At 69.0% G+C, this 18,804-nt stretch carries 19 protein-coding genes; 16 read left to right on the top strand and 3 right to left on the bottom strand.

Annotated features, from left to right (window positions below):
* Window positions 1-651 precede the first annotated feature (651 nt).
* The 16 genes from CMO28_RS02480 to CMO28_RS02555 all read left to right on the top strand — a co-directional run bounded on the left by CMO28_RS02480 (window position 652) and on the right by CMO28_RS02555 (window position 15,698).
* On the top strand, window positions 652-1,596 hold the full coding sequence (locus CMO28_RS02480; protein WP_296709056.1) for a transposase: 945 nt from the start codon (window positions 652-654) through the stop codon (window positions 1,594-1,596).
* A 274-nt stretch (window positions 1,597-1,870) separates the two neighbouring features.
* Window positions 1,871-3,094 carry an ABC transporter substrate-binding protein gene (locus tag CMO28_RS02485; protein WP_296709058.1) on the top strand — a complete coding sequence of 408 codons (1,224 nt, stop codon included), beginning with the start codon at window positions 1,871-1,873 and terminating at the stop codon, window positions 3,092-3,094.
* Between the two features lie 72 nt (window positions 3,095-3,166).
* Window positions 3,167-4,039 carry a branched-chain amino acid ABC transporter permease gene (locus CMO28_RS02490; RefSeq protein ID WP_062765764.1) on the top strand — a complete coding sequence of 291 codons (873 nt, stop codon included), beginning with the start codon at window positions 3,167-3,169 and terminating at the stop codon, window positions 4,037-4,039.
* Window positions 4,039-5,022, top strand: coding sequence for a branched-chain amino acid ABC transporter permease (locus tag CMO28_RS02495; protein ID WP_296709063.1), 984 nt, complete (start codon window positions 4,039-4,041; stop codon window positions 5,020-5,022). Before CMO28_RS02490 ends, CMO28_RS02495 begins: the two co-directional genes overlap by 1 nt.
* The gene (locus CMO28_RS02500; RefSeq protein WP_296709064.1) at window positions 5,022-5,765 is read left to right on the top strand and encodes an ABC transporter ATP-binding protein; all 744 of its coding nucleotides are present in this window, start codon (window positions 5,022-5,024) and stop codon (window positions 5,763-5,765) included. Before CMO28_RS02495 ends, CMO28_RS02500 begins: the two co-directional genes overlap by 1 nt.
* Window positions 5,766-5,779: 14 nt before the next feature.
* On the top strand, window positions 5,780-6,481 hold the full coding sequence (locus CMO28_RS02505; protein ID WP_322111287.1) for an ABC transporter ATP-binding protein: 702 nt from the start codon (window positions 5,780-5,782) through the stop codon (window positions 6,479-6,481).
* A gap of 13 nt (window positions 6,482-6,494) precedes the next feature.
* A complete protein-coding gene (locus tag CMO28_RS02510) occupies window positions 6,495-7,913 on the top strand; it encodes an MmgE/PrpD family protein (protein ID WP_296709071.1) in 1,419 nt (472 codons plus the stop codon).
* 1 nt (window position 7,914) lies between these two features.
* The gene (locus CMO28_RS02515; protein ID WP_296709073.1) at window positions 7,915-8,793 is read left to right on the top strand and encodes an isocitrate lyase/PEP mutase family protein; all 879 of its coding nucleotides are present in this window, start codon (window positions 7,915-7,917) and stop codon (window positions 8,791-8,793) included.
* A gap of 45 nt (window positions 8,794-8,838) precedes the next feature.
* Complete coding sequence (locus CMO28_RS02520; protein WP_296709075.1) at window positions 8,839-9,330, top strand: tautomerase family protein; 492 nt, start codon at window positions 8,839-8,841, stop codon at window positions 9,328-9,330.
* Window positions 9,327-10,694, top strand: coding sequence for an FAD-dependent oxidoreductase (locus CMO28_RS02525; protein WP_322111286.1), 1,368 nt, complete (start codon window positions 9,327-9,329; stop codon window positions 10,692-10,694). Before CMO28_RS02520 ends, CMO28_RS02525 begins: the two co-directional genes overlap by 4 nt.
* Before the next feature lie 19 nt (window positions 10,695-10,713).
* The gene (locus CMO28_RS02530) at window positions 10,714-11,472 is read left to right on the top strand and encodes an aspartate/glutamate racemase family protein (RefSeq protein WP_296709077.1); all 759 of its coding nucleotides are present in this window, start codon (window positions 10,714-10,716) and stop codon (window positions 11,470-11,472) included.
* Between the two features lie 14 nt (window positions 11,473-11,486).
* Entirely contained in the window at window positions 11,487-12,176 is a 690-nt protein-coding gene (locus CMO28_RS02535) for an aspartate/glutamate racemase family protein (protein ID WP_296709080.1), read from the top strand.
* The gene (locus CMO28_RS02540; protein ID WP_296709083.1) at window positions 12,173-13,519 is read left to right on the top strand and encodes an MmgE/PrpD family protein; all 1,347 of its coding nucleotides are present in this window, start codon (window positions 12,173-12,175) and stop codon (window positions 13,517-13,519) included. The genes CMO28_RS02535 and CMO28_RS02540 overlap by 4 nt, the downstream gene beginning before the upstream one ends.
* A gap of 70 nt (window positions 13,520-13,589) precedes the next feature.
* Window positions 13,590-13,721 carry a hypothetical protein gene (locus CMO28_RS02545; RefSeq protein ID WP_296709086.1) on the top strand — a complete coding sequence of 44 codons (132 nt, stop codon included), beginning with the start codon at window positions 13,590-13,592 and terminating at the stop codon, window positions 13,719-13,721.
* A gap of 30 nt (window positions 13,722-13,751) precedes the next feature.
* Entirely contained in the window at window positions 13,752-13,916 is a 165-nt protein-coding gene (locus CMO28_RS02550; RefSeq protein ID WP_296709088.1) for a hypothetical protein, read from the top strand.
* Between the two features lie 462 nt (window positions 13,917-14,378).
* Window positions 14,379-15,698: an enoyl ACP reductase FabMG family protein gene (locus tag CMO28_RS02555; RefSeq protein WP_322111288.1), complete on the top strand. Its 1,320-nt coding sequence runs from the start codon at window positions 14,379-14,381 to the stop codon at window positions 15,696-15,698.
* A gap of 77 nt (window positions 15,699-15,775) precedes the next feature.
* On the opposite strand, the gene CMO28_RS02560 is transcribed toward CMO28_RS02555, so the two are convergent.
* Genes CMO28_RS02560 through CMO28_RS02570 form a run of 3 tightly spaced genes read right to left on the bottom strand, consistent with a single transcriptional unit; the run spans window position 15,776 to window position 18,729 of the window.
* Window positions 15,776-17,209, bottom strand: coding sequence for an amidase (locus CMO28_RS02560; RefSeq protein WP_296709093.1), 1,434 nt, complete (start codon window positions 17,207-17,209; stop codon window positions 15,776-15,778).
* Between the two features lie 27 nt (window positions 17,210-17,236).
* Window positions 17,237-17,929, bottom strand: a complete 693-nt coding sequence (locus tag CMO28_RS02565; RefSeq protein ID WP_062765789.1) for an ABC transporter ATP-binding protein — start codon at window positions 17,927-17,929, stop codon at window positions 17,237-17,239.
* Window positions 17,923-18,729 carry an ABC transporter ATP-binding protein gene (locus CMO28_RS02570; protein ID WP_296709096.1) on the bottom strand — a complete coding sequence of 269 codons (807 nt, stop codon included), beginning with the start codon at window positions 18,727-18,729 and terminating at the stop codon, window positions 17,923-17,925. The genes CMO28_RS02565 and CMO28_RS02570 overlap by 7 nt, the downstream gene beginning before the upstream one ends.
* Window positions 18,730-18,804: the final 75 nt, after the last annotated feature.

Raw genomic sequence — 18,804 nt, forward strand, 5'->3', positions numbered from 1 at the left:
CCCGCCATGTCGCCGTCCTCCACAGGGCGGCAAACCTGGATCCCCGCCTCCGCGGGGATGACGGTGGAGGGGGTGTGCGCAGGCGGGCAGGGGCGGTGTCGGACATGACCGCCGGGTTCTGCGGGAACGATCGAACGTGCCCGTCGCCCCGCCATGGCCGGCACCGCCGTCGATCATGTCCGTACCGTCCAACCGCTACCGCTACCGCCGTTGTCCACCACCGCCGTCGACCGCCTCCGCACCGCCCAACCACCACCGCCGCTGTCCGACTCCATCGTCGACCATGTCCGCACAAAAGAAACACCGTCATCCCCGCGAAGGCGGGGATCCAGGTAGGCCTCCACAGGAATGATCGATGACCGCTCGCGACCACGCCCCTGTCAGCCCTGCGACGTTCCCGTCATCCCGGCCGGCGCCCGGCTTGTCGGCGGTCTTCGCACGGCGGCAAACCTGGATCCCCGCCTGTTGGACGAAGCCGTGCATAATGAAAGCGGGCCCGGGGGGTGGCCACCCCCCGGGCCCGGCGATCGGGAGGCCGAGATCCCCGCAGTGCAGACCACGCGCGAAAGGATGGCCCCGATCGCCCTTCCACAAGCCCGCACAGTTGCATGGGCCAAGAGCCCGCCAACAAGCTTGGGAAAGGGAGAAATCATGCCACAGGATCGCCCGATTGTCGGCATCGACGTGTCGAAAGACCGGCTGGATGTCCACATCGTTCCAGGTGACAGGCGTTGCAGCCGACCGAACACTGTTGAAGGGCGCCGCGCGTTGATCGCGGATCTGCGCCGTCTCGCGCCGGCACAGATCGCCTTCGAGGCGACGGGCGGCTATGAACAGCCGCTTTGCGACGCGTTGCTGGCGGCCGGCCTGCCGATGCGCCGGTGCAATGCCCTGCAGGTGCGCCGTTTCGGTCAGGCCTGCGGCACGCTGGCCAAGGATGATCCGATCGACGCGGCACTCATCGCGCGCTTTGCCGGCACCGTGTCGGCGGAGATCGTGCCGCCGCGTCCGGAAGACCGGCGGCTTGCCGAACTCGAAAGCTACCGCCGCGACATCGTGCGGTGCCTGACCAGGCTCAAGGCCCAGCGCGACCGGGTCTCCGGGGCGGTGCGCGACCTGCATCAGCGCCGTCTGAAACAGGCCGAGGCCGATCTGCGGGAGATCGACGCCCGCATCCGGCAGGTGGTCCGCGCTGACGCCCGGCTTGCCCGCCGCCACGACCTCATCTCGTCCATCCCCGGCATCGGAACAACACTGACCACCACGCTGCTCGCCTGCGTGCCCGAATGGGGCGCCATCTCCAGCCGCAAGATCACGGCATTGATCGGTGTTGCGCCTTATCTTGACCGCTCCGGGCGAACGGACAATCGACGCCATATCAAGGCTGGAAGACGACATGCACGCTCGGCTCTTTACATGGCTGCACTTTGCGCCCTGCGCTACAACCCCGTCTGGAAGGCCTTTTACGACGGCCTCGTCCGCAACGGAAAGCCTGGCAAGGTGGCGCTCACCGCCCTTATGCGGAAGATCGCGATCACGATTAACATCATGATTGCAAAAGAGATTCCATGGGCCCCGCCCACCCGTCCGGCGTGAGGGCTGACAGTTGCCTTTCGCGGGGATGACGAAGGAGAGGCGGGATGATGGGGATGACGTGGGGTGAACGGACGCGCGTTGCGGCGGTGACGGTCGCTTTTCAAGCATAAAACCAGAAACCGTCATCCCCGCGAAGGCGGGGATCCACCTTCCGTGCCGCGTGAAGGAAGGTGACCGTCCGGCAGAACAGGGTCGGCGTGACCGACCCGGACCGGGACAAAGAACAATGACAGCGGCCGGCGGTGGGACGACGGCCGGCAGAGGAGGCACGATCATGACTTTGTTCGACAAATCGATCAGCCGCCGTACCGCGCTGAAGGGCGGCATGGCCGCGGCGGCGGTGATGGCGGCACCGGCGGTGCTGCGCGCCGCCGAGCCGCCGGCGGTGAAGATCGGTGTGCTGCAGCCGGTGACCGGCGCGCTGGCGATGGACGGTGAATTCGGCCGCACGGGCGCCGAACTCGCCATCGCCGACATCAACGCCTCGGGCGGCATCAAGTCGCTGGGCGGCGCGAAGATCGAAATGGTCTTCGGCGATGCGCGATCGAACCCCGAAGTCGGCGTGCAGGAAGTGGAGCGGATGCAGAGCGAGGGCGTGGCCGCCGTCGTCGGCGGCTTTGCCAGCCCGATCTGCCTGGCCACCACCCAGGCGGCGGCGCGCTATGACCTGCCCTATATCGTCGATGTCGGCGTGTCGGACCAGATCATCAGCCGCGGCCTGACCAACACCTTCCGCTTCGCGCCCGGTTTCAGCATCTGCACCCGCACCGCGATCGACAATCTGGTGCGGATCAACAACGCCGCCGGCCGCCCGGCCAGGACCGTGGCGCTGGTGCATGAAGACGGGCTGTTCGGGTCGGGCCTGGCCAGGCTGATGCAGACCGAGCTGCCCAAGCACGGCTTCGAAATCCTTGAGACCATCGCCGTGCCGACGCCGTCGCGGGATCTGTCGAACGTGGTGCTGCGGCTGCGCTCTCTGCGCCCGGATCTGGTGATCCCCAGCACCTATTACGGCGAAACCGTGCTGCTGGCGCGGACCATGCAGCAGCAGCGCGTGCGGCCGAAGGCGGTTTATGCCGTGGTCAATGGTGCGGCATCGAATATGCGCTTCGTGAAGGAATTCCCCGAAGCGGCCGAGAACATCATGGACGTGAATCACTGGCACGATCCGCGCAATCCGAAGAATGCCGCGCTGCAGAAGCGGGTGGCCGATGCCGGCAAGCAGTGGAACTACAACACCCCGCTCAACTATTCCTGCATGATGCTGCTGGCCGATGCGATCGAGCGTGCGGCGAGCGCCGATCGCACCAAGATCATCGAGGCGCTGGCCTCTTCGACCTTCTCGGACCATCTGATGCCCTATGGCCCGACGAAGTTCGAGGGCGGGCAGAACCAGGGGGCGGCGCCGGTGTCGACCCAGGTCCAGAAGTCCCAGATCCGGGTGGTCTATCCGGAAAGCTTCGCGGACGCCAAGCCGATCTTCCCTGTCGAGAGCTGATCCGGGCGACCGGGCGGCGCCTGGCCTCTGCCGGCGTCGCCCCGGTCCCCGTTTGCCGAAACGGATCGCACGATGTACTCCCTTCCCATCGTCGCGGAAGCCATGCTGAACGGGCTTCTGACCGGTGCGGTCTATGCGCTCATCGCGCTGGGTCTGACGCTGGTGTATGGTGTTTTGCACATCATCAATTTTGCGCATGGCGCCCTGCTGACCTGCGCGATGTTCGCCGTCTGGCTGGTCTACACCGCCTTCGGCCTGGATCCCTATCTGGCGATCCTGCCGCTGACGCTGGTGTTCTTCGCCATCGGCTATGGCGTGCAGCGTTTCATCATCGGGCCGGCCGCCCATGGCGATGACGGCAATATCCTGCTGGTGACGCTGGGCCTGTCGATCGTGATCGAGAATGTGCTGCTCGCCGTCTTCCAGTCGGATACCCGGTCGCTGTCGACCGATTATTCCTTTCAGGTGGTCGAACTCGGGCCGCTGCTGATTTCCCAGGCGCGGCTGTACGGATTTGCGGGGGCCGTGGTGGTGAGCGCGCTGCTCTGGCTGCTGCTGGCACGCACCGATACCGGCAAGGCGATCCGGGCGGTGGCGAAAGAGAAGCTGGGCGCGCGGCTGGTCGGCATCAATGTCGCCCATGTCTTCGCCGTCACCTTTGGCCTCGGCTGCGCCACGCTCGCCATCGCCGCCTGTCTGCTGATGCCGACCTTCTATGTCAACCCGCGGGTCGGCGGCGCCTTCGTGCTGGTCGCCTTCACCATCGTGGTGCTGGGCGGCATGGGATCGATCACCGGCGCCCTGATCGGCGGGCTGTTCATCGGCGTGGTCGAAAGCCTGTGCGGGCTGTATCTGGGCGAAAGCCTGGGCCAGATCGGCATCTTCCTGATCTTCATCCTGGTGTTGCTGTTCCGGCCCACCGGTCTGTTCGGAGCACGGGCGTGATGCGACGCGGCTATCTTCCCATCGCCCTGATCCTGGTGGTGCTGGCGGCCCTGCCGCTGGTGGTCACCTCTAACGTCATCCTCAATTTCGTCGTCTTCGTGCTGATCATCACCCTGGTGGCGCAGGGCTGGAACCTGCTGGGCGGCACCGGCGGCCAGTCGTCCTTCGGTCATGCCGCCTTTTTCGGCACCGGCGCCTATGCATCCGCGATCCTTCAGACCCGCTACGGCGTGAATGCCTGGGCGGCGATGGCCGCGGGTGTGGTGGCGGGCGCCGTGGTCGGCCGGGTGATCGGCTATCTGGCCTTCCGCGCCGGGTTGCGCGGGTCCTATTTCGCGCTGGTGACGCTGGCCTTCGCCGAGGTGCTGCGCATCCTGGCCAATGCCTCGGGCTTCACCAATGGTGCGGCCGGCCTGCTGCTGAAGCTGGATGTCGGCTTCTGGAACATGCAGTTCAGCAGCCGCGGCGCCTTTCTGTGGCTGGCGCTGGCCTTTGTGGCCGCCGGCCTGGTGATCTGCCAGATGATCGCCAATTCCCGCTTCGGCGCCCAGCTGGTGGCGGTGCGCGAGAACGAGGAAGCGGCGCGGGCGCTGGGTGTGGATGTGCTGGCGGTGAAGCTGCGGGCGATCACGGTCTCGGGCGCGCTGACCGCGGCGGCGGGCTGCCTGTATCTGCAGTATTTCCTCTATATCGACGCCAACATCGCCTATGGGCTGTGGATTTCGGTGGAGGCGCTGCTCGCCCCCATGGTCGGCGGTCGCGGGCTGGTGCTGGGGCCGATCATCGGCGCCTTCACCCTGCACGGGCTGGGTGAGGCGACCAAGATGTTCACCGGCCGGGTGCCGGGCATCGATCTGGCGGTCTATGGCGCGGTGCTGGTGCTGGTGATCGCCTTTGCGCCGGGCGGCGTGCTGGGCCTGCTGCAGAAACTGCGGGGCGGCGGCCGTGCCAAAGGAACCGGAACCGGCGGGGAGGGCGCGTGATGCTGGACGTTCACGACATCACCATGCGCTTCGGTGGGCTGACCGCGGTGGGCGGTGCCTCGCTGAAAGTGGCGCCCGGACGGATCGTCGGGCTGATCGGGCCCAACGGCGCCGGCAAGACCACGCTGTTCGCGATCATCGCCGGCTTTCTGACCCCGACCGCCGGCCGGGTGGTGCTGGAAGGCACCGACATCACCGGCCGTCCTGCGCACGAACGTGCGAGGCTCGGCATTGCGCGCACCTTCCAGATCGTCCAGCCCTTCGCCGGGCTGAATGTGCGCGAGAACATCGCCGTCGGCGCCTATCTGCGCCATGCCGGTGCCGCCGAAGCCCATGCCCGGGCCGAGGCCGTGGCCCGCCGGGTGGGGCTGGGCGCGGATCTGGACAAGCCGGCCTCCAGCCTGACGGTCGCCGGTCGCAAGCGGCTGGAACTGGCCCGGGCGCTGGCGACCGAGCCGCGGCTGCTGCTGCTGGACGAGGTACTGGCCGGGCTGAACCCGTCGGAGATCCGCGACATCGTGCCGGTGATCCGGGCGATCCGCGACGAGGGCATCACCATCCTGATGATCGAACATGTGATGCAGGCGGTGATGAACCTGTGCGACGAGGTCTATGTGCTGGCCCAGGGCGAGATGATCGCAGAGGGCACGCCGCAGGAGGTCTGCGTCGATCCGAAGGTGATCGAAGCCTATCTGGGCCGGGGTGCGGCCGAGCGGCTGAAGGCGGAAGGGGCGCGGCCATGACCGGGGCGGAGCGCGTGCTGGAGGTTGCCGGCCTGAAGGCCGGCTATGGCGGGGTCGAGGGGCTGCGCGGCATCGATCTGGCGGTGGGTACCGGCGAGATCGTGGCGGTGCTGGGATCGAACGGTGTCGGCAAGACCACGCTCAACAAGGTGCTCTCGGGCGTGCTGCCGGCGCGCGCGGGGCAGATCACCTTCGAAGGCCGCCGGCTGGACGGGGTGGATGCGGCGGCAATCGTCGAGGCCGGGCTGATCCAGGTGCCGGAGGGCCGCAAGATCTTCCCCAATCTCGACATTCAGGAAAATCTGGAACTCGGCAGCTATCGCCGGGCGCGGAAGAACCGGGCGCGCAATCTGGAACGGGTCTACGAGACCTTTCCGCGGCTGCGCGAACGCCGCACCCAGGCGGCCGGCACGCTGTCGGGTGGCGAGCAGCAGATGCTGGCCATCGGCCGCGGCATGATGGCCGAGCCGCGGCTGCTGATCCTGGACGAACCCTCGCTGGGCCTGTCGCCGCTGCTGGTCGAGGAAATGTTCACCCTGATCCGCCGGCTGAATGCCGATGGCATGCCGATCATGCTGGTGGAACAGAATGTGGTGCAGTCGCTGGAGATCGCGAGCCGCGCCTACATCGTCGAGAACGGGCTGGTGACCATGTCGGGCAATGCGGCGGAAATCGCCGCCGATCCCGAGCTGCGCCGCGCCTATCTCGGATTGTAAGGAGCCGCCCCCCATGGCCATCGTCACCCCCGGTGTCGTGCCGGCCTCGGTTCTGCTGGCAGAGCCGCGTCCGGCCTGGCTGAAGCGCTTCGCCGAGGCGGCGACCACCATCCGCTTCGGCGATTTCGATGCCGATCTTTCCGCCCAGGCGCGGCTGGTGGTGCTGGACTGCCTGGGCGCCATCGCCGCAGGCATGCAGGAGCCCGAGATGCGGGCGCTGACCGCGCGCCTCGCCCGCCGCGGCGGGCGGGTGACGGCCCCCGCCGTGGGCGCCGGGCTCGCACTGCGCGCCGATGATGCGGCGCTGGCCAACGGCATCGCCGGCACCATGCTGGAGCTGGACGAGGGCAATTCCTTCGCCCGCGGCCATCCCGGCATCCATGTGCTGCCGGCCCTGCTGGCGGTGCGGCCGCTGGCGGAGGTATCCGGCCCGGACTTCCTGCACGCCTTCGTCTTCGGCTACGAGGCCGGTGCGCGGATCGGCGCGGCAGCCCGGCTGCGCAATGCGCTGCACCCCCACGGCACCTGGGGCACCGTGGGGGCGGCCGTGGGCGCCGCCCTGCTGGACGGTGCCGGGGCGGAAGAGGTGATCGGCGCGATCAACGTCTCGTCCAGCCTGTCGGTCGGCTCCAGCCTCAGGACCATGCTGGAGGGGGCGACGGTGCGCAACGCCTATGCCGGCCTGTCGGCGCGCAACGGGCTGACCGCCTGGGATCTCGTCGCGGCAGGTTTCACCGGCGAGACCGACGGGGTGCGCAGCGTGTATGGCGGCGTTCTGGCCGAAGGCTTCCGCCCCGACGAGATGGTGGCGGAACTGGGCACGCGCTGGGAAATCCGGCGCAACTACTTCAAGCGCCATGCCGCCTGCCGCTTCACCCATGCGGCCCTCGACGTGGTGGCGGGGCTGATCGCCGACCACGGCCCCATCGCGCCCGAGGCGGTGGCCGGGGTGGAGGTGGTGACCTATGTCTGGGCGGCGCAGCTGGACGGGGCCCGGCCCGACAACATGCTGGCGGCCAAGTTCTCGGTGCCGTTTGCGGTCGCCACCATGCTGGCCCATGGGGCGGCGAGCGTGCCGGCCTTTCGGGCACCGGCGCTGACCGATGCGCGGATCCTGGATCTGGCCGGCCGGGTGACGGTGGATGAAGACCCGGCGATGACCGCCATGCTGCCCGACAGGCGCCCGGCGCGGGTGACCATCCGCCTGACCGACGGCCGCGTGCTGGCGGGTGAAACCTTCACCAATCGCGGCGATGCCGTCGACCCTTACGGGCCCGACGAGGTGGTCGCGAAATTCATGGACCTGGCCACGCCCGTCTGGGGCGCGGCCCATGCCACCCGCATCAGGGAGGCGGTCGACGGCCTGGACCGGGCCGCCGATCTTGCGGATCTGGATGCGCTGCTCAAAGAGCCGGCGCGCGAGGAACAGTGAAATGAGCCTGAAACAGAGACTGACGACCGCCGCCCCCGTGGTCGCCCCCGGCGTCTATGATGCGCTGACCGCATCGATCGCAACCGCCGCCGGGTTCGAGGCGCTGTACCTGTCGGGTGCGGCGATCGCCTATACCCGCCTCGGCCGGCCCGATATCGGGCTGGTATCGATGAGCGAGGTGGCCGAGGTCGTCACCCTGGTGCGCGACCGCGTGCCGACGCCGCTGATCGTGGATGCCGATAACGGCTATGGCAACGCGCTGAACGTGCAGCGCACCGTGCGCCTGTTCGAACGCGCGGGCGCGACCGCCATCCAGCTGGAAGACCAGACTTTGCCCAAGCGCTGCGGCCATCTTCAGGACAAGAGCCTGATCACGGCCGCCGAGATGGTGGGCAAGGTGAAGGCCGCGGTCGATGCGCGGCAGAGCGACGAGACCCTGATCGTGGCCCGCACCGATGCGGTGGCGGTGGAAGGCTTCGACCGCGCCATCGACCGCGCCCGTCTTTACGCCGAGGCCGGCGCCGACGTGCTGTTCGTCGAAGCGCCCCGATCGCGCGAACAGCTGGTGGCGGTGACCCGCTCGCTGGGCGGCATCCGGCCTTTGCTGGTCAACATGGTCGAAGGCGGCGACACGCCGCTTGCCAGCGCCGAGGATCTGGGCGGGCTGGGGTTCAGGATCGTGATCTTCCCCGGCGGCATCGTCCGCGCGCTGGCCCATACCGCCCAGGCCTATTACCGCTCGCTGAAGGCCAACGGCACCAACCAGCCGTTCAAGGACCGGATGTTCGACTTCAACGCCTTGAACGCGCTGATCGGCACGCCCGAGATGCTGGCGCTGGGGCGGAGCTATGAAGAGCCGGAGGAGGGGGCGGTGGCGTAATCGCGCCCCGGACACGGCCCGAGAGACAACCAGGGAGGCAGACCCATGCCGGTCGTCGAGACCACCGTCATCGAAGGCTATGACGCCGCCACCAAAGCCCGGCTGCTGAAGGGCATGACCCGGGTGGTGCGGTCGGTGATGGCCGCGCCGCCGGACGGGGTGGTGACCATCCTGCGCGAGGTGGCCGCCAGTTCCTATGCCCGCGGCGGGGTGTCGCGCGTGCCCGGGCCGCCGCTGCCGCCGGCAACGGAGCTTGCCGAGGCGCTGGCCGTTGCACTCGGCCGGGGGGATGTGGCGGCGGCCAGGCCGCTGGTCGCCGACGGCTTCGTGGCGGTGACGGCAGAGGGCGCGCGGCTGGATCTGGCGGCGGCCGCTGCCGCCGATGCCCAGGCCGGCCGGCGCTATGACGGCTTCGTCGAGGCGTTGACCGACGACGGCAGCCTGGTCTTCGGCCATGGCCATCTGGCGGATGGCCGGCGCTTCATCGACCGCTTCCGCCTGACCGGGCCGGTGATCGCCGACCGCGAGAGCTGGTGAGCGGGGTGGAGGCCGGGACCCATCCGGTCGTCGTTGTCGGGGCCGGTGCCGCCGGCCTGACCGCGGCGCTGGCCGCCCGCGATGCCGGGGCACCGGGGGTGGTGCTGGAACGCGATGCGGCACCGGCCGGCAATACCGCGCTGACCCTTGGCATGCTGCCGGGGGCCGGCACCCGTTTCCAGCGTGCGGCCGGCATCGAGGATGATGCGGAGCTGTTCCTGGCCGATATCCTCGCCAAGGCCAAGGGCCGCACCGATCACGATCTGGCCCGCGCGATCACCGCGGCCTCGGGCCCGGCGGTGGAGTGGCTGGCGGACCGCCACGGCGTCGCTTTCGAGCTGCTGGACGACATTCTCTATCCCGGCCATTCGCGACATCGTTATCACGTGCCGCCCGGGCGCACCGGCACCGCCTTCATGGCCGATCTTCTGGCGGCGGTCAGCCGGGCAGGGGTGCAGCTCATCACCCGGGCGACGGTCGAGGCGCCCGAGACGGATGCCGCCGGCCGGGTGACGGGGGTGGTCTGGCGCGACGAGGCCGGAGGGCGGCATCACACGGCCTGCCGGGCGCTGGTGCTGGCGAGCGGCGGCTATGGCGCCGATCCCGAGGCCGTGATCCGCCATATCCCCGAAATGGCCGGTGCCGTGCATGGCGGCCATCACGGCAGCCGCGGCGATGCCCTGCGCTGGGGGGAGAGGCTGGGCGCGGCCCTGGTCGATCTGGGCGGCTATCAGGGCCATTGCGTCGCCGACGGCCCCGATCTGCCGGTGACCTGGGCGGTGATCATCCGCGGCGGGGTTCAGGTCGCCGCCGACGGCCGGCGGTTTTCCAACGAAATGCGCGGCTACTCCGAACAGGCCCATGCGGTGGCGGGGCAGGCGGGCGGGGTGGCCTGGACGATCTATGACCGGCGCTGCGAAGAGCCGGCGCTGACCTTCCGCGACTATCACCGCGTGCTGGCAAGCGGGGTGGTGGCCATGGGCGACACGGTCGAGGACCTGGCCCGGGCCTGCGGCCTGCCGGCGGGCGCACTGGCCGAAACGCTGGCCGAGGTCGAGGCAGTGACCAGGGGCCATGCCCCCGACCGTTTCGGCCGGGTTTTCGACGGCACACCGCCCTTGCAGCCGCCCTTCCGGGCGGTGCGGGTCAGGGCGGCGCTGTTCCACACCCAGGGTGGGCTTGCCATCGATACCCGGGCGCAGGTGCTGGACCGGGCCGGGCGGCCGCTGCCCGGACTGTTCGCTGCGGGCGGCGCGGCACGGGGCCTCTCCGGTCCTGCAGCCTGGGGTTATCTGGGTGGCAATGGTTTGTTGACTGCGGTTGTGCCGGGCCGTTTCGCCGGCACCGCGGCCGCCGCGTGTTGAGATGCAGGGAGCCGAAATCATGGCCAGGGTTCTGGTGATCGTGCCGTTTCCGATGGATGCGGACAATCTGGAGATGCGCCGCGCGCAGCTGCGGTCGGTGCGGCTGGGGCCGGGGATGGATTTCGATTTCCGCCCGGTCCGGATCGCGCCGGTCAATTATGTCAGCCAGCAGGACAGCGTGCTGTCGGATGTGGGCATTCTGGAGGCCGGCATCCGCGCCCAGGCCGAGGGCTATGACGCGGTCTGCATCGACACGGTCAGCGATGGCGGCATGGCGCCGCTGCGCTCGGTGCTCGACATCCCGGTGATCGGGGCCGGGCGTCATGCCATGCTGACCGCGCTGATGCTGGGCGACCGCTTCTCCATCCTCGCCATGTGGGACCGCTGGCGGCATCTCTATACCAAGACGCTGGCCGAACTGGGGCTGGGGGCGAAATGCGCCTCGCTGCGCTCGGCCGATCTTCAGCCCGACAATCAGAGCCTGATGGCGGGCAAGGAAGAGGCGTTCTTTCCGGCGCTTCATGCCGCGGCGCTGCGCTGCGTGGAAGAGGATGGCGCCGATGTGATCGTGCTCGGCTCCACCACCATGCATCAGGCCCATGCCTATCTGGCCGAACGTCTGCCGGTGCCGGTGATCAACCCCGGCCCGCTGACCTACCGCCTGGCCGAAATCGCCATCCGCCAGAAGCTTACCCACAGCCGGGCGAGCTTTCCCCGCCCCGCCGCCCCGGCCGATGCGGCGCTGGCCGCCATGGGTGTGGCGGCGACAGGGCTTTGAGAGGGAGAGACCGGATGTCCCGGATTCTGATGATCTTCACCGCCGACCATCCGGCGCCCGAAAGTGCCGAGGCGGAGGTGGTGGCGCTGACGGCGCCCGGTCTGCCGGCCGGGCTGGTCAGCGCCCATGACTGGACGCTCGCCGATCTGGCGGTGCTGGCGGCCGGCCAGGGTGCTGCGAACCAGGGTGCGGCGGCAGAGGGCTATGCCGCGGTCTGTGTCGCCGACCCCGGCGATTATGGCGCGAATGCCCTCCGCTCGGTGCTGGATGTGCCGGTGGTGGGGGCCGGGCGGAGTGCGCTGTTCTATGCCCTGACGCTGGGGGCCTGTTTCGGCGTGCTGGCGCCGGCGGGCGGTTACACGCGGGCGAAGAAGCTGGTGCAGGAATACGGGCTGGCGGCGCAGTGCACGGGGGTACGCCGGATCGGTGAGGGCGAAGACGCCATCCTGACCGCGGCCCGGGCTGCGATCACGGAAGACGGTGCCGAGGTGCTGGTGCTGTGGCAGCCGCTGGAAGCCGCGGCGACCGCGCGGCTCGCCGCAGAGCTGCCGGTGCCGCTGATCGAGCCCGCCAGCCTGTCGCTGCGGCTGGCCGAAGCCTTTCTGGGGCTGGGCCTGGCCCAGAGCCGGCGGACCTGGCCGATGCCCCAGGTCGCCAAACCCGATCTGATCGCGGCGCTGGTGGCCGCAGGGGCAGGGGCATGATCCCGGCGGCACCGGTTCTGACCGAACCCTCCGAGACCGCCCACGCGCTGGCCCGGCTGGCGCTGTCCGTCCGGCTGGACGATCTGCCCGCCGCGGTGGTGGCCCAGGCGAAGCGGATCCTGCGCGACACGGTGGGGGTGATGCTGGGCGGGGCTGCCCTGCCCGAGATCCGCAATCTGGCCGCCATCGCCCCCGGCCTGGCGGCGGGCGGCGCCTCGCTGTTCGGCACCGGTACCCGGGCGGCGGCCCATATGGCGGCGCTGGTCAACGGCACCGGCGGGGTATCGCTGGAACTGGACGAGGGCAACCAGTTCGCGGTCAACCATCCGGGCGTGCACATCATCCCGGCGCTCTGGGCGCTGGCAGAGGAAGAGGGGGCATCGGGCGCCGCCCTGCTGGAAGCCCTGGTCGCGGGCTACGAGATCGCCGTCCGGGTGGGGGCGGCCACGAAGCTGCGCGGGCCGGTGCATCCCTTCGGAACCCATACCATCATCGGCACCGCGGTGGGGGCGGCGCGGCTGCTGGGCCATGATGCGGCACTGACGGCGCGCGCGATCGAACTGGCGGCCGGGCTGCCGATCGCGTCCTCGCAGATGGCGGCCAATTCCGGCGCCTCGGTGCGCAACCTCTTCACCGGTTTCACCAATCATAACGGGCTGCTGGCGGCGAAGCTTGCCCGCGCCGGCTTCTGCGGCGAGCCGGGGGCGCTGGAAACGGTCTTCGGGCAGATCCTGGGCGAGCGGTTCGGGATCGCCGTCGAGGCACGGATCGACCATTTCTACCTGACCCGCAACTACTTCAAGATCTATGCCTGCAGCCGCTGGAACCATGCCCCGATCGAGGCGGCGCGCGATCTGCGTGCAGCCCACGGGCTGACGCCTGCGATGATCGACCGGGTGGTCGTCCACACCTACGATCCGGCCACCCGGCTGGGCGGCGGCCGGGTGGCCAATGCCTATGCGGCGAAGCATTCGATCCCGTTCAACGTTGCGGCACAGCTGATGCACGGCAGCAATGATGTCGGGGTCTACAGCGACGAGGTGGTCCGCGACCCGGCGATGGTCGATCTGATCGCCCGGGTGACGGTGCGCGAGGATCCGGCGCTGACGGCGCTGCTGCCGGGGGTGCGGGCGGCCCGGGTGGAGATCCGGCTCCGCGACGGACGGGTGGTCTCGGCACAATCCGACACCCCGATCGGCGGCTTCGACAACCCGCTGCCCGAGGCCGATCTGCGGGCCAAGTTCCGCCGGCTGGCGGCATTGACGCTGCCTGAGCCCGCGATCGACGCCCTGGAAGCCGATCTGGACCGGATCGAAAGCCTGGCGCGGATCAGGCCGGTCTGAACACACCGGCGTCGGAACCATGTCCGGCCATGGCGGTTTCATGGGGATGATCCTGACGAGGAGATCCTGTATGGCGACCGATCCCCGCCCTGACTCCGCCCGCATGACCCCGCCCGCCTCGCCCCGGCGCAGGCGCGGGCTGATCTGGATCGGGCTGCTGGTGGTGGCGGTCGCGGTGGTGCTGGCCCTTGCGGTCTACTGACCGGCCGCCATCCGGGCAAGGAGAGCTGTCATGACCGGCAACGGACCGGGCGGCCCGGACAAGACGGGCCGCAGCTATACCGGCGACGAGACCAGCCAGGGAGAGATCATCCTGCGGACGAAGCGCCGCCGGCAGATCTTCATCGGCGGGCTGATCCTGATGGGGGTGCTGGCGGTGGTGTTCAGCCTGATCTGACGCCTGGACGGCTGCGGCGCACGGAAGGTGGATCCCCGCCTGCGCGGGGATGACGGTATTGATGATAGAGGGCGGGTACGGCACCGGCGACACCTGACATGGCCGTCCTTGCCGCGGCCGGAAGACAGCAACGGGGTCAACGGCGGGCAAGGCGGGGCCGGTCCGCTCACCCTCATCTCCCCCCGTCATCCCCGCGCAGGCGGGGATCCACCTTCCAAGTCGCCATTCGATCGCCGGCACCAGGGGAAATGAGCCGTCGGAGGGGGGCAGACCACCGCTTCGCGCGGTGGGTGGCTTGACATTCTCTCCGCCGGGCTGAATGTTGGCCCTGCCTGCGCGTTCACACGGGCAGGCAGCGTGAATGTGAGCCCGGATCAATTCGACGTCGTCCTGTCATCCCAGGCGCCTGCGTCCGGGGCAGCAAGCTTTCGGCGTTCAGACGCCGGCAGACAGGATAAGATGATGGAACACCCTCTCGCGCTGAAATCGATCCCCGCGAACACCCTGTTCGGGGAGGGCGATGTCTTCGTGCTCTTCGGGGAAATGTTCGGGCGTGGCTATGCCACCGGCCTGATCGAGGCCGCGAAGGCGGCCGGCATGACCGTCATCGGCATGACCATGGGCCGGCGGGACAATGGCGGCGCGCTCAGGCCGCTGACCGATGAGGAACTGGCGGCGGCCGAGGCCGGGCTTGGCGGGCGCATCATCAACGTGCCGCTGATGGCCGGCTTCGACATGGATGCCGCCCCCGGCGAGCCCACGCCCACCGACATGCTGGGCGAGATGACGCTTGAGAACTGGCAAAGCTTCAAGCTGGACCAGGACCGGATCGCCCGGGCCCGCGAGGGGGGCGTTGCCCGCTTCCGCGACGCCGTGACCCGGGTGATGGCAGAGCTGGACGGGATGATCCCGGCCGGCCGCAACGTGTTGTTCGCCCATACCATGGCCGGCGGCATCCCGCGGGCGAAGGTGTTCATGGCGATCGCCAACCGGGTCTATAAGGGCCGCGGCGCGCGCTATATGTCGTCTCAGGCGCTGATCGACAGCGATCTGGGCAAGCTGATCCTGCAGAATTTCGACGAGGTCACCGCCAACAGCTTCGGCCATCTGCTGGAGCTGAGCGGACCCTTGCGCGCCCGCATCGAAGCCGAGGGCGGCCAGGGGCGCTATACCGCCTATGGCTATCACGGCACCCGGGTGCTGATCGACGGCGCCTATCGCTGGCAGACCTATACCAACTACACCCAGGGCTATGCCAAGATGCGGCTGGAAGGGCTGGCCCGGGCGGCATGGGACAAGGGCGTCAAGGCGGTGGTGTACAACTGCCCCGAAATCCGCACCAATTCCTCGGACGTCTTCGCCGGCATCGAGCTGTCGCTGCTGCCGCTGCTGACGGCGCTGCGCCACGAGGGCGGCGGCGCCTGGGTCGACGACCTGTGGCAGTATTGCGAGACCCTGCTGCAGGACGGCATCAGCGTCGATACGGTGCTGCAGATGGTCCATGACTATCAGCAAAACCCGGCCATGCAGCCCTATTACGATTTCGCCAGCTGGCCCAAGGCCAACAGCGCCGAGCAGGTGGAACAGACCGTCGGCACCTCGCAGGACATCGTGAACCTGCACAAGGACCGCAAGACCCTGGTCAGCGACGTGCTGAGCCAGCATGTGGTCGCCGCCACCGGTCGGCTGATCTTCGGCGCCACCAGCACCCCCGAGGCGCCGGTGCTGTGGCTGGACCACGACATCGTGGCACGCCAGCTGATCGAGATGCACGGCGCCTGACGACATCGGATGCCGGATGTACGACAAGGCCCGGCCGGGTGGCGCCACCCGGCCGGGCCTTTGCTTTTGGCGGGATGTCAGCCCGGCACCACCGGTGCCGTCGGGAAACGCGGCGGGCAGGTGAGTTCATAGGCGCGGGCCGCGCGCAGCACCAGCTCGTCGCGGAAGCGGGGCCCCACGATATGCAGGCCGACCGGCAGCCCGTCATCGCCGAAGCCGCACTGAACCGAGGCCGCCGGCTGCTGGGTCAGGTTGAAGGGGTAGGTGAAGGGCGTCCACTGCATCCAGTGATCCAGCCCCGAGCCCGGGGGCACGTCGTGGCCGGCTTCGAAGGCGGTAATCGGCAGGCTGGGGGTGACCAGCAGGTCGTAACTGCGGTGGAAGGCGGCCATGCGCTCGCCCAGCGCCACCCGGGCATCGACCGCGCGCATATAGTCGACGATGTCGATGCCGGCGCCCAGCTCCGCCACCCGGCGCAGGCCCGGGTCGATCAACGCGCGCTGATCGGCCGGGGTATTGGCCAGGATCTTGGCGGCGCCGGCGAACCAGTGGGCGTTGAAGATGTCGATCGGATCTTCGAAACCGGGATCGACCTCTTCCACGATCGCGCCGAGTGCCGCCAGGACGTCGACCGCCTTGCGGACCTCGCGCGCCACATCCTCGCGGACGTTCACGTAACCCAGGGTCGGGCTGAAGGCGATGCGCAGCCCGCGCACGCCCTGGTCCAGGCCCAGCCGCCAGTCGCGAGAGATCGGCGCGCCCATATACCAGTCGCGGTCATCCGCCTGGCCGACCACCGTCATCATCAGCGCGACATCGGCGATGGTGCGGGCCATCGGCCCCAGATGCGAGGTGGTGCCCATGGCGCTGGCCGGCCATTGGGGGATGATGCCGAAGGTCGGCTTGATGCCGGCGGTGCCGGTGAAGCCGCAGGGAATGCGGATCGAGCCGCCGGCATCGGAGCCCTGATGCAGCACGCCCATATTGAGCGCCGCCGCCGCGCCGGCACCACCGCTGGAACCACCGGCCGTGGTATTTACATTCCAGGGGTTGCGGGTGATGCCGGTGAGCGCGCTGTCGGTGACCCCTTTCCAGCCGAATTCCGGCGTGGTGGTCTTGCCGAGCAGCACCGCGCCCGCACCCCGCATGAAGGCGGTGAAGGGGGCATCCACCTCCCAGGGGCCGTCGGCGGCGATGGTCTTCGATCCCTTGCGGGTGGGCCAGCCGCGGGTGAAGGTCAGATCCTTGATCGAGGACGGCACGCCGTCGACCGGCCCGATCGGCCGGCCGGCCATCCAGCGCGCTTCCGACGCCTTCGCATCGGCGCGGGCGCTGTCTTCATCGACCAGGACCCAGGCGTTGACCGCGCCATCGAAGCGGCGGATGCGATCCAGCGCCGCCTCGGTCGCCTCGACCGGCGAGGCCGCCTTGCGGGCATAGAGGCCGAGCAGTTCGCCCGCGCCGAGTTCGCCCAGATCTGTAGATGAGAGGGGGGTGGAGGACTGGGGCATGGGCTCTTATCCTTTTCTGAACGGCGTTCAGGCGTCGAGCGCCAGATAGCGGTCGCGGACGCTGCGGTCGGCGCGGAAATCGGCATTGCTGCCGGCATAGACGATGCGGCCCTGTTCCAGGACGTAATGCCGGTCGGCCAGTTTCTCGCAGACCGCGAGGTTCTGTTCGACCAGCAGCACCGGCACGCCGCTTTCGCGGATCCGGCCCAGGATGCGGACGATTTCGTCCACGATCACCGGGGCCAGCCCCTCGGTCGGCTCGTCCAGCAGCAGGATGCGGGGGGCGTTGACCAGTGCGCGGGCGATGGCCAGCATCTGCTGTTCGCCGCCCGAGAGCGCCTTGCCGCCATTGCGCCGCCGTTCCTTCAGCCGCGGAAACATGGCGTAGACGTCGTCGAGCGACCAGCGGCTGCCCTTGCGGACCGAGATCTTCAGATTCTCTTCGACCGAGAGCATGCCGAAGATGCCGCGATGTTCCTGCACCAGCGCCACGCCGCGGCGGGCGATGTCGTGTGAGGGGCGGCCGGCGATGCTGGTGCCGTCGAAGCTGATCGTGCCTTTCGTGTCCACCATGCCGGCGATGGATTTGAGCGTGGTGGTCTTGCCGGCGCCGTTGCGGCCGAGCAGGGTGACCAGCTCGCCCGGCCGCACCTCCAGCGACACGCCTTCCAGAACATGGCTCTTGCCGTAATAGGCGTGGACCTGGTCCAGCGTCAGCATGCCCCGGCCTCCCCCAGATAGGCGGCGCGCACCCGCGGGTCGTTGCGCACGGTCCGGGGGTCGCCCTCGACCAGCACCTTGCCCTGATGCATCACCGTGATCGTGTCGCTGATCGACATCACGATGCCCATATTGTGCTCGATCAGCATGACCGTGTAGTCGCGGCCAAGCTCGCCGATCAGCTTCGTCATCACCGGAATGTCGTCGATGCCCATGCCCGAGGTCGGCTCGTCGAGCAGCAGCAGTTTCGGCCGCGCGGCCATGGCCATGCCCACCTCCAGCACCCGCTGCTGGCCGTGGGAGAGTTCGCCCGCCGCCACATGGGCGCGGGCGCCCAGCTGCAGCCGGTCGATGATCTCGTCCGCCACCTTCAGATGATCGGGCCGGGCGCCGACCGGGCGCCAGAAGGCGAGCGCCTTCGCCCCGTCGCGGCCCTGGGCGGCGAGGCGGAGATTCTCGCGCACGCTCAAGGTCTGGAACAGGCTGGTGATCTGGAAGGAGCGCGACATGCCGAGCCCGACCCGATCCTGCGACGGCTTGCGGGTGACGTCGCTGCCGTCGAACAGGATCCGGCCGGCGGTGGGCCGGCGTTCGCCCGTCAGGCAGTGGAAGGTGGTGGTCTTGCCGGCGCCGTTGGGGCCGATGATGGTGTGGATGGTGCCGCGGCGGATCCTGAGGTCGACCCCGTCCACCGCCTTGAAGGCGCCATAGGCGAGTTCCAGCCCGGAGGTCTCCAGGATCACGTCGCCGCTCTGCCGGTTGCCGGTCTTCTGGCTGGTGCTTGTATGAATTCCACTCATCGGGCCGTCTCCTGGTAGGATGTTTGGCCTGATAGCCGGGAGAGGGTCGCCGCGTTGCGCTCGAAGGATGATCTT

The sequence above is a fragment of the Tistrella sp. genome (genome assembly GCF_002684955.1).
Taxonomy (GTDB): Bacteria; Pseudomonadota; Alphaproteobacteria; order Tistrellales; family Tistrellaceae; genus Tistrella; species Tistrella mobilis.

What these genes read in the sequence shown, in the direction of transcription:
- CMO28_RS02510 (WP_296709071.1), top strand. Translation starts at nt 6,495, where the DNA reads ATGGCCATCGTCACCCCCGGTGTCGTGCCGGCCTCGGTTCTGCTGGCA.
- CMO28_RS02515 (WP_296709073.1), top strand. Translation starts at nt 7,915, where the DNA reads ATGAGCCTGAAACAGAGACTGACGACCGCCGCCCCCGTGGTCGCCCCC.
- CMO28_RS02530 (WP_296709077.1), top strand. Translation starts at nt 10,714, where the DNA reads ATGGCCAGGGTTCTGGTGATCGTGCCGTTTCCGATGGATGCGGACAAT.
- CMO28_RS02490 (WP_062765764.1), top strand. Translation starts at nt 3,167, where the DNA reads ATGTACTCCCTTCCCATCGTCGCGGAAGCCATGCTGAACGGGCTTCTG.
- CMO28_RS02565 (WP_062765789.1), bottom strand. Translation starts at nt 17,929, where the DNA reads ATGCTGACGCTGGACCAGGTCCACGCCTATTACGGCAAGAGCCATGTT.
- CMO28_RS02550 (WP_296709088.1), top strand. Translation starts at nt 13,752, where the DNA reads ATGACCGGCAACGGACCGGGCGGCCCGGACAAGACGGGCCGCAGCTAT.
- CMO28_RS02520 (WP_296709075.1), top strand. Translation starts at nt 8,839, where the DNA reads ATGCCGGTCGTCGAGACCACCGTCATCGAAGGCTATGACGCCGCCACC.
- CMO28_RS02560 (WP_296709093.1), bottom strand. Translation starts at nt 17,209, where the DNA reads ATGCCCCAGTCCTCCACCCCCCTCTCATCTACAGATCTGGGCGAACTC.
- CMO28_RS02545 (WP_296709086.1), top strand. Translation starts at nt 13,590, where the DNA reads ATGGCGACCGATCCCCGCCCTGACTCCGCCCGCATGACCCCGCCCGCC.
- CMO28_RS02535 (WP_296709080.1), top strand. Translation starts at nt 11,487, where the DNA reads ATGTCCCGGATTCTGATGATCTTCACCGCCGACCATCCGGCGCCCGAA.
- CMO28_RS02495 (WP_296709063.1), top strand. Translation starts at nt 4,039, where the DNA reads ATGCGACGCGGCTATCTTCCCATCGCCCTGATCCTGGTGGTGCTGGCG.
- CMO28_RS02500 (WP_296709064.1), top strand. Translation starts at nt 5,022, where the DNA reads ATGCTGGACGTTCACGACATCACCATGCGCTTCGGTGGGCTGACCGCG.
- CMO28_RS02485 (WP_296709058.1), top strand. Translation starts at nt 1,871, where the DNA reads ATGACTTTGTTCGACAAATCGATCAGCCGCCGTACCGCGCTGAAGGGC.
- CMO28_RS02480 (WP_296709056.1), top strand. Translation starts at nt 652, where the DNA reads ATGCCACAGGATCGCCCGATTGTCGGCATCGACGTGTCGAAAGACCGG.
- CMO28_RS02540 (WP_296709083.1), top strand. Translation starts at nt 12,173, where the DNA reads ATGATCCCGGCGGCACCGGTTCTGACCGAACCCTCCGAGACCGCCCAC.
- CMO28_RS02555 (WP_322111288.1), top strand. Translation starts at nt 14,379, where the DNA reads ATGGAACACCCTCTCGCGCTGAAATCGATCCCCGCGAACACCCTGTTC.
- CMO28_RS02570 (WP_296709096.1), bottom strand. Translation starts at nt 18,729, where the DNA reads ATGAGTGGAATTCATACAAGCACCAGCCAGAAGACCGGCAACCGGCAG.